The organism is Clostridium sp. 19966 (assembly GCF_032335695.1).
Lineage (GTDB): Bacteria > Bacillota > Clostridia > Clostridiales > Clostridiaceae > JACTOJ01.
In genome coordinates this window covers 1-9,850 of sequence record NZ_JACTOJ010000055.1, presented here as the reverse complement: position 1 = coordinate 9,850, position 9,850 = coordinate 1, and the positions used below count along the sequence as shown (strand labels likewise).

Annotated in this window: 9 protein-coding genes; all 9 read right to left on the bottom strand. The window is 27.4% G+C overall.

Annotated features, from left to right (window positions below; all coding sequences use genetic code 11):
• Nucleotides 1-395 precede the first annotated feature (395 nt).
• The gene (gene cas2, locus IAI10_RS24030) at nucleotides 396-659 is read right to left on the bottom strand and encodes a CRISPR-associated endonuclease Cas2 (RefSeq protein WP_315675851.1); all 264 of its coding nucleotides are present in this window, start codon (nucleotides 657-659) and stop codon (nucleotides 396-398) included.
• A 2-nt stretch (nucleotides 660-661) separates the two neighbouring features.
• The gene (gene cas1b / locus IAI10_RS24025; protein ID WP_315675850.1) at nucleotides 662-1,645 is read right to left on the bottom strand and encodes a type I-B CRISPR-associated endonuclease Cas1b; all 984 of its coding nucleotides are present in this window, start codon (nucleotides 1,643-1,645) and stop codon (nucleotides 662-664) included.
• Entirely contained in the window at nucleotides 1,645-2,163 is a 519-nt protein-coding gene (cas4, locus tag IAI10_RS24020; protein WP_315675849.1) for a CRISPR-associated protein Cas4, read from the bottom strand. Before cas4 ends, cas1b begins: the two co-directional genes overlap by 1 nt.
• A gap of 17 nt (nucleotides 2,164-2,180) precedes the next feature.
• The gene (gene cas3, locus IAI10_RS24015; protein ID WP_315675848.1) at nucleotides 2,181-4,448 is read right to left on the bottom strand and encodes a CRISPR-associated helicase Cas3'; all 2,268 of its coding nucleotides are present in this window, start codon (nucleotides 4,446-4,448) and stop codon (nucleotides 2,181-2,183) included.
• 47 nt (nucleotides 4,449-4,495) lie between these two features.
• Nucleotides 4,496-5,245 carry a CRISPR-associated protein Cas5 gene (gene cas5, locus IAI10_RS24010; RefSeq protein WP_315675847.1) on the bottom strand — a complete coding sequence of 250 codons (750 nt, stop codon included), beginning with the start codon at nucleotides 5,243-5,245 and terminating at the stop codon, nucleotides 4,496-4,498.
• A gap of 8 nt (nucleotides 5,246-5,253) precedes the next feature.
• Nucleotides 5,254-6,141 carry a type I-B CRISPR-associated protein Cas7/Cst2/DevR gene (gene cas7i / locus IAI10_RS24005; protein WP_315675846.1) on the bottom strand — a complete coding sequence of 296 codons (888 nt, stop codon included), beginning with the start codon at nucleotides 6,139-6,141 and terminating at the stop codon, nucleotides 5,254-5,256.
• Nucleotides 6,138-7,826, bottom strand: a complete 1,689-nt coding sequence (gene cas8a1, locus IAI10_RS24000) for a type I-B CRISPR-associated protein Cas8b1/Cst1 (protein WP_315675845.1) — start codon at nucleotides 7,824-7,826, stop codon at nucleotides 6,138-6,140. Before cas8a1 ends, cas7i begins: the two co-directional genes overlap by 4 nt.
• 15 nt (nucleotides 7,827-7,841) lie before the next feature.
• Nucleotides 7,842-8,570: a CRISPR-associated endoribonuclease Cas6 gene (gene cas6 / locus IAI10_RS23995; protein ID WP_315675844.1), complete on the bottom strand. Its 729-nt coding sequence runs from the start codon at nucleotides 8,568-8,570 to the stop codon at nucleotides 7,842-7,844.
• A gap of 607 nt (nucleotides 8,571-9,177) precedes the next feature.
• Nucleotides 9,178-9,372, bottom strand: coding sequence for an HTH domain-containing protein (locus IAI10_RS23990; protein ID WP_315675843.1), 195 nt, complete (start codon nucleotides 9,370-9,372; stop codon nucleotides 9,178-9,180).
• Nucleotides 9,373-9,850: the final 478 nt, after the last annotated feature.

Below are 9,850 nucleotides of genomic sequence, written 5' to 3'. Positions count from 1 at the left end.
CTGCATGGGAAAATATGCGATTGGCAGACTGATTCAGAGGGCTTTCAGCCCAGCCAGTAATAGGCCCTTATAGGGCTGAGCAAACCACCGGCTAAGCCGGTGGTTATGATTAATTTATATTCCTCATAGTTAATATAAAAGGAGGTGTTCTATGGGTGTTTTAGGTGCTATTTTAAGATTTATATTCCTCATAGTTAATATAAAAGCCCAATCTTTTGTATCGTACATCCATTGGTATCACTGGCTTACAGCATTTTATTAATTGCTGCAATATATTAGTTTTGCAGCAAGGCACCAATAATGTAAAAGCATAAAATAAAAAAATGCTTCTAATCCCTTTATTTTCAATAGTTTACCTAATATCCAATAAAAAATAGGTTTGCTGCAAATTATACTTATAGAAATAATTCATCATAATTTTTTTCTTGCCCAAGTACATCTTTTTTAATATTTTTTGGATTTTCTACTCTATAAATATATAGCGAATCACAGCTTTTGTCCATATACTTGTTAATCTCTGCCAAGCATTTATGCAATTTAGCTTCTGTTATTTCACCTTCGAAAACAGAATTTTGTGTCCAGGTCAAATATTTTTTTATAACTTTCCTAATTCGATTAACTCTCTTTTCTCCAACATCATATGTCATTATTACAATCATGATTACCACCACGCCTTTAAAGGTTTGTATACCTCATCTTCTATAAAATATTTTATGAGCTTATAACATTCAAGCTTTATAAAAGTTCTATAGGATACCTTTCGATTCAAACTTCTATGCTTAATAGTTGTAGACATTTTATTTTCATATTCTTTTATAAACTTCTTTTTACCAGTTTCATTTAAGAAACATATTCCATCATCAATCTGAAAATCCTCAAGCTTCAACATATTATTATTAATCATATAAAATATCAGAGGGTCTACTATAAGAGGTTTAAAAATCTCAGTTAAATCCAGTATTAGAGAAAATCTTTTTGTAGATGGCTCGTGTAAGTAGCTCACCGTTGGATCAAGCTGAGTTTGATACATTTCTCCTAAAGCCGTAGTATACATAAGACTATTTCCAAAAGAAATTAATGCATTAACAGGATCGGTAGGCGGCCTCTTTTCCCTTTTCGTAAAATCAAAGCTATTATTAAGTATCTTATCAAAAGCACTATAATAAGATCTTCTTATTCTACCTTCACATCCCATCAACTCATCAATTTCATTAGCCTTGTACATATTTTCTTTCTCGATTTCAATTTGATCAATTATGTCTCCAACCTTATCCTTATAATTTCTTAGATTCCTTAAAATATGATAAACTGCACTGTCTATAAAGGATTTTGCCAAGTACATTCTTTTTTCATGATTTATATAATGTTGAGACTGCTTTACCACAAGTAAACCTGCCACATTTTTCTTTTTAGGATAAAAGGTTCCTGAATAAAAGCCATAATAATTGTAGAAGTTAAGCATAACTCCGTATTGAGCTATATAATTTAAAAGTTTTGTATTAAGATCGATCTCACCAAACAGATGTATTCTTTCTACCTGCTCAATGGGTATAGACCTTCTATTTTCCTCTGAGTCTTCAAAACATATAGTGTTTTCCTTTCTTTTGATTCTACCATTACTAAAAATATAATAATCCTCTCCCATCACTCTTTCTCCTTTACAAAACAATATTCATAATAAGCACATTTTGTACAGTATGGAAGCTTTATAACCTTCGGAGGTTTGTCCGCCCTAAGTATATTTTTTATGTCCACCAATGTATTTTTTATCTCTTCTTCGTAGGCAGGAGTTAATTCCACTTCCTCTACCCTTTTTTCTTTTACATAATTTACAGTACCTTTTTTATTAATTCCAAGTGACTTAAGGTAAAACAGATAATATAGAAGCTGCATCTTATCTGACTTCTCCATTTTGCTAGATATCTTTACTTCTTTTACATAATCCTTGTCCATAATATCCAATCGTATGATATCATCTATGAGAACTTCTTTTTTCTGTTGTCGCTGATAGGAATTTTCGTGGACTATTTTCCCTTGAAGAACCCTATCGCTATTACTCTCCATAGAAATTCCCTTATCAAATAACCAAAGCTTTCTTTTACAAACATAATAGTAATTCATCTTAATACCTTGAGTCTTGAAATTTTCCAATTCAAATTCCATAAAATCACTACCTACCCTTATATAAATTGTTCTTCTTCGTCAAATGGTATTGATACTTCTTTAGGTTTACTTAATCCCTTCTCTAGTGAGTAATCAAACTTTATTATAGGAACATTATTGAACTTATCAATTTGAATAAATTCTGTTGAAACTAATCTATTTTTCTTTGCATATTCATACTCATATTTAGGAATACTTAGTGCTAAATCCTTAAGTAAATTCTGGGCAATTAATTTGTTATTATAATTTTTATCATATTCTATAATTTTAATTTGATTTTCTATAAATTCCTTATTCTTAAAATATACATTTTGTGGCATTACTGTTACGTTTTCGATATTTCTTAAATTAATTTCACTCTTTTTTATTTCATAGGCTTTAATATCTTTTATTTTTTCTATTGTAAATTTTATTTTCTTATAATAATTGCTACTCTTTAAATTTTCATAAGAATATACTGTTTCTACAAGCTTCATTTTTTCAATTTCATCTATTTCCATATCATTTGAATACCGTTCAATGGCTTTTTGTGATAAATTGAAAATATCAAAGTCTATAATAGATTTATCTCCTCTACTAATTCCAGACGGAAGTTTTTCTTTACCTATATATACATAAGCATTAGTGATTGAATCTATAAGATCCCTATTTCTATATACTCTTCCTAGTCTCTGTAATAAGCCAGAAATATCTGACAATTCAGTGTATAAAACATCGAAATCAATATCTAAACTAGCTTCTACCACTTGAGTAGTAATCCAAATTCCTTTTTCTTTACTTGTTAAACTCCCCATATTTAAAATATTTTGTTCTTTTAAATATCTATCTTTTCTTATAAATTTGCTATGAAATAAATTAATATTTTGTTGTGGCAATGCTTTTTTTAAATCATCATATATTCTTTGTGCTTGTTTTACTGTATTTACAATAATAAGGACTTTTTTATTTTTATAATTTCTTATGATATGATTTATATTTATATCTTCTCTCATTACTTTCATCTTATGTCTAAGCTGAACTTTTCCATTGACTTTTTTATAAAAAGGTTTTTCTGATTTATTAAATTTTACATTTAAATCCCTCATTATTTTTTCAAAAATAGGTGGAAAGGTAGCTGTAACGATAGAAAATTTTCCATTTAGCTCATCTATATATTTTAAAGCGACCACTAGATACGCAACCATTTCAGGACTATACATTTGTATTTCATCTATTACTAATTTAGAATATGATAATGTAGCAAGTTTCAACTCAAACCCTTCATATTTAAATACAAAATCCACCAATTGATCTAACGTGCATATTGTGAGTGGTAATGATAATTGTTTAGTTTTATCATAGTACACTATATCCAGCTCTTCATCATCGGATCTTTTTAAGTATTCAGATGCTGTTTCAGAATGAAGCAAGCCTACTTTTTCTTTTTGAAAACTTATTTTTCCTATTACTCTATCGTATATAGCATTAAGAGAGACTCTTAATGGCAACGTAAAAAATCCTTTACTATTTCCTATCCAAAATAGCGCTGCTTCAGTTTTACCTATTCCTGTAGAAGCTATTATTATATTATTATCATTCTGATGTTTTATCATATATCGCTGAAGTTCGTTTGGTTCATATCCTCCACTATTTAATGACTTCATAGTTTTCTCAAATAAGTCTATATTTTCCTCTTCTACGTTAATTCCAGCACTTGCTGCAAAATCTATTTTATTTAGAAGCCCTTTTGTTATTATGTACTTGCATACAGTCTCATTGCAATCATCCTCATCTGGTATTCTAGATGAAGTTGTATAAAAAACGTAAGAAGGATTTAGCCTCTTTACTTTTTCAATTTTATCGTAACTAAATTGATTCCAATATTTAATCAAATCATTTTCCACAGTAATCTCAATAGGTTTTGAATTTTCAAGTTTTTCTCGTGAGTGGTGATAATATATGCTTTGATATAAAATTCTTAAATCATCTTCCTCATATATATTCTCTAAATAATCTATTGGTAAGAATGCTGGACTTAAATATCCATGAGGAATTTCATTTATATTATTTAAATTATCCTCCAGCAAATAATCTTTTTCTACCTTAGACATTAACTTATTTTGAAATTTTGTATTCATCTTACCTAAGTCATGATATAGGCAAGCAAATCTAAGTAAACTCCAATCAATAAAATTTATTTTAGGATAAATATTTTTTAATCTTTCGAGTTCTTTAATCAATTTATCAGTATGTTCTATTATTGTTTCTTCCTTTGGTTTAGTTTTAGCAATAAAAAAATTTATCATGTTACAAACCTCCAACTATATCAAAAGATAGAGTTCCCACCTACCTTTCACGCAAAGAATACTAAACAATCATCCTCATCCTTCGTAATTGATTTTCTTTCAGCTATTTCATTTTTGTTCATAACTCCATGAATAACTCTTACCTTTTCCCACTTTCTTATCTCTACATCCTTTTTAACACTGATTTTTTCATATTTCTTGTTTATAGTGTATAATGTCGCATTAGTTTTCAAGCCTCTTTTTCCAAATGTATCAAGTGGAATATATGCATCCATATTTAATGTTGTAGCTTTGTCACTAATTATATCTTCAACATTAACTATTTTAACTTCATCGATTCTAGCTATATCTTCTCTTCTTCCTAATGAAATATATTCTTTAGGGCTTAATAGGCTATTATATATTTTAGATACTAATTCTTGGTTTTCCGGCATTACGTGTATCAATAACTCAACATCAACTAATAATTCTTCTGTTGCTACACCTCTTATGGCTCCATAATATTTCTCTTTATCCTGTTCTAAAGATTTTATTTTTATATTATGCCTCCCCTCTTCATATGTAGCGCCTGCGAACTCGTATCTAGTGTATAGGTCATTTACTTTAGAATTATATTTTCCCTGAACGCTAACTAACATCGGCGTATATTCTTCAAAGCCACAGGCCCCATGAATCATACCAATCACCGTAGAATATGGTGGTAATGGATATGTTTCTTTCAACTGAAAACTTGTAGGCTTCCTATAGTTCACAAGATTTTGATACAACCTTATTCTAACCGCCTTTCCTCTATGCATTAAATCACCTACTTATTTTCTTTATAGTATAAATCTACTTTCTTCTTCAACTTGTCAAAGAATTCTGCCATTTGAGTACTAGAAAGCTTTTCTTGTATTTCATTATCATTATTAAAAATACCTTTAATTAATCCAACAAATGTATTTTCCTTAATTTCAGATGCTAGATTGAAAATACTAGTAATTGTGTCGACTTGAAGATTATTATTTTTAATTTTTAATTTATTTTCAAAGAAAGGATTCTTAATGTCATAAACACCGCCTATTGCAAATATAGGAGATAAGTTTTCTCTTCTCCCTCTTATATCCCTATATAAGAATTTTATAACTTCTAAAAGCTTAATTACTCTAACAGCTTTCTCTTCGCTTCCTATTCTAATATCCCCATCAATTCCAACAAGATCAAGATCAATAGCCACAGTATACGCATAATAGGATTTATGTATCTCCGATTGAGCTATATTCCCGCCATCTTTTATTTCTTCTCCCCTTTTTATTTCTTTATTATACCTATCAAGTAATGATTTATTTGTTAAAAAATCTAAATCGGAATTAAAACTTTCTAGAGAAACTGCATTCGATAGTCTAACTACTGCTGCCCTTGTTTTAGGTGGCTTCTTAGTTTTCATATAACCAAATAAATCAATTTCTGCATAATCTTTTATAGTGGCTTCAGTAGCAAACTGAATAACAGATCCATCTAAAGCAAGTGGTGTAGTATCCTCTGCCATTTGCTGAATTATGTTATATCTTAATGCCTGCCTTGAAATATAAGTATAACTATCTCCATTCTCCCTTGAAATCTTCTTTAATGCTGTAACATTACCGACTCCCTCACCATAATTGGCACTTTCAGCTTCAAATATAAAACTTGCTGTTAATCCTCTTTTATTCATTTGTGCGCCTCCTCACCTTTTAAAATTTTATTATCATTTTCTTCTTCACCAAGTAACCCTATCAAAAAAGAATACCCTATGCTTTGAAATCTTTCTATGTCTTTCAATCCGTTAATAAAATCTGTAGGTACTTGTTTATTTAAATACATATATGAGCTTATTAGAGTTTCCATAAACTTTGATGTATTCTTTGTTTTTAGAGCATTTAGCAATCTATAAGTAATTCCAGGTAATTTATTTTTAGCACTGCTGTTGCCATTTATATAGAAATTTCTTAATTTCAAGCCATAATCCTTAAATTTATCTATTTCTTTGATATAAGCCATCCTTTTATCAACTCCTCCTATAATATTGTTATTTATTTGAATAATATAATATATGTACCTCAAACCTCTAAACTTATCCTGAAGATTTAAATAAATCAATTCGTTTATTAAGTCAAATTGATTCTTATTATCATAAATTCTTTGTAAAACTTCTTTATACAAATTAATATAATAATCCTTACTTATTTTTATATTAATTTTCAATAGTGCCTTAAGTCTATTTTTGTTTTTATATATAACATGGAGTTTTCTTTTAGAAAGCAAATTAAATGTATATGGTCTTCTCTGATTTTGAGAATTAAATTTTACTATTTGAATATTTTCAATTTCTTTATCTGAGTTGCTAATTTGATTCTGTTCCATACTATCTACTATGTTAAAATATCCTTGTTCTTCAAGTTCTTCAAAAGTTATTCCTTTATCTAAAGAAAGTTCATTAATAGAAATCATTGTTAACATACTAGAATTTTCATTAATAAAAATCCCTCTTCCCATAATTACAGAAAATCCTGCCGGCACACACGAGTATACTAAGTTACATAATGGACATATATAAGAGAATCCATTTAAATTCCAAAAATGTGATGACTTTCTTGACATATCAACTCCTATCTTTGTTAGCCAAGTTAAATCATACGCATTTGGCTTTGATAGTGTTGCTATTTTATTATTGCAAGTAAAACATTCATATTTATATTTAATTTTATCTGCATTGCTATATTTTATTGCCGGATTTAAAAAGTAACTTACATACTCTGTAAACATATCATTCTTGCTATTATTTTTGTTTAGAAAGCTTACATCAGACCAAAAGTTTTGAATTATATCATATATGATATTTTTGGCTTTTATAATTCTTTTAACTTCTTCTTTTCTTAAAAAATCAATTACTCTCTTTATATGCTTAATTGCTTCCTCTATTTCTTGATATATTTCAGTTATATTTTGATTTTTACTTTTTTTAATTTTTTGTATTTTTTTTTCTTCTAGTAAAATATCAATATCTTCATTTTTAATTAATAAATAAGCACTCTTATAACTATTACTTGTTAATTTCTTCTTTAAATCTTCTATATAGTTATTTATAATTTCTAAATTTTTTTCAGAAATATTACAACTTTCCATATTATCTAAATATTCTTCGAAACTCACTAACTTATACCAAGAAGTAAGTTTTTCATACTTGTATGAAAAATAATCAAAATATTTATTTTCGAAATCAATCAATTCTTCTTCTTCAAATTCTACATAATTTAAACCTACACTAACTATAGCATCACTATGGTTTAATATTTTTACTAGACCAACAATCCCTGAATTGTACAACCAATCAGATAATTCTAATCTTATTTTGCTCACTTTATCATCACCTCCCTACACGACATCCAAAGTACCAAAACCTTGCGAACGCCTGAATCCTATTCCTGCCTTATAAATAAAATTTAAATCTTCTACATCGCCAGTAAGCTTAAATATGCCAGAAAAAGCATTTACATAAAATATTTGCTTTTTAGTTTTGTCCTTAAAAGCAGTTATCTCTTCCTTAACTACAACTTTTTTCATTAATACTTCTTGAAATTTCAATGGTACTTTTAATCCATATCCTCTGTAAGATAACAAACTTTTGTCCACAATATAATTCAATTCTTTCTCATAATCGGGATGGCTAGGATCGATAAATATATTCCTTTTATTCTTTATACATAATGGTGACATAGTTTTAAATACTGCTATATCTGAAGTGATATTTTTTTCTTTAATAAGGTTTATTCTAATTTTTTTTAACTTAAAATCCCTATACGGAAACTCCTCAATATTCAATAATCCATTGTAAAGCTTAATCCCGAATTCATAATCAGGGGTTGTTACATTAAATACAATTTTATCTTCTATTTTAAAAATACCTTCTTGCATCTTAAATTCTTTTAGCTGCACCGAAAAAGAAAATGGTTTTATTTTTTTATTACTTTTTTCATCAAAATTATATAAACTTTCATAATATTCTTCATCGACCATTGCTAGCGCACTTTTAATTAAACTTACAAACATCATTTTGTGAGCTACAGGTACTTTATCAGTTTTATACTCACAACTTAATCTCATTTGGCTCACCTCCTAACTAAAAAATAAAATTTATAGCTTATTTCGTAATCTTATATTAATTTTACCTTATAATTGTCAATTATTGTGTCAGTTTAATGAATTATTTGTAAACTTTTATATATTTTTCAATTATTTTAATAAATTTCTTCTAAAATCATTTTCTTTTTTGTATAATTTAGCAATATACAACTAAATATTATGATTCATCATTTTAAAAATTGTATATACCATTACAATTTTTTCTCTTTATTTTAAATAAAAAGAGCTCTTCTGTATATTAGTGTACATAATTATCTCTTGTTATCATAAGCGTATAATCCATGATTTCATATTATGATTTTAAAACTTAATATCACATATTCAAAATTTTGTTCACATCTTACTATTTGTCTTTTACCTGTTTTTAGTAATTTAGCAAACTTCTTTATATTCATTTTTTCCTATGCTTTTAGTAGCACCAGTATTCCTAATGCATTTTATAACTTACTCAAATTATTTTTCACTACCTTTTTAGTAAATAATTTAGAAATAAACATACTGCAATCTTATTTAATAGTTTTGTAAGTAAAATTTATTATTGCGATTATATAATTTTTATTTTCTAAATCTATATGCCATATCCCCCCTTTCTACCACGATATGCTTTAATAAACCCTGGATATTGATTTTTTATATTTTGTATGCCTCTTTTTATTGTACTTATACTATAATTTAATTCATCTGCCAATCGTTCTAGAGTTATAATTTCATTCTCATGGCTTAAAATTATGATGATAATTTTAATTTCAATTTTTTCTATCATTTTATCACCCCAATCATTTATGAATATATTATTATGTTACTATATTTCCTTTATTTATTAATATTTAACATTGGAACTGTTTTTATATTACACCTTTTGCAAAAAATAAAAAAGCTCATTCTTAGAAAAGAAAAGCTTTTAAAATTTTCCGCATAGTTTATATAAAATTTCAATTGAATATATTTATATTAAACATATTTATATTCCACATAGTTTATAAATACTGTCATCCAAATTATACCACAGATTGCACATAAACGTATAGTATTGTAATCACAAAAACAGTAGCTACTAATTTACATTCTCAATAATCGCTAAAATATCAGCATTTATATTCCTCATAGTTAATATAAAACCTCCTTTAATCGTAACCGTCAAAAATTCTCCGTATACAAATTTCTAATAAATTTTGATAAACTAAATCCAGTAGAAAGCATGTATCATCACCGCTTCGCTATTGGATTTAAGCTAGTTCTTT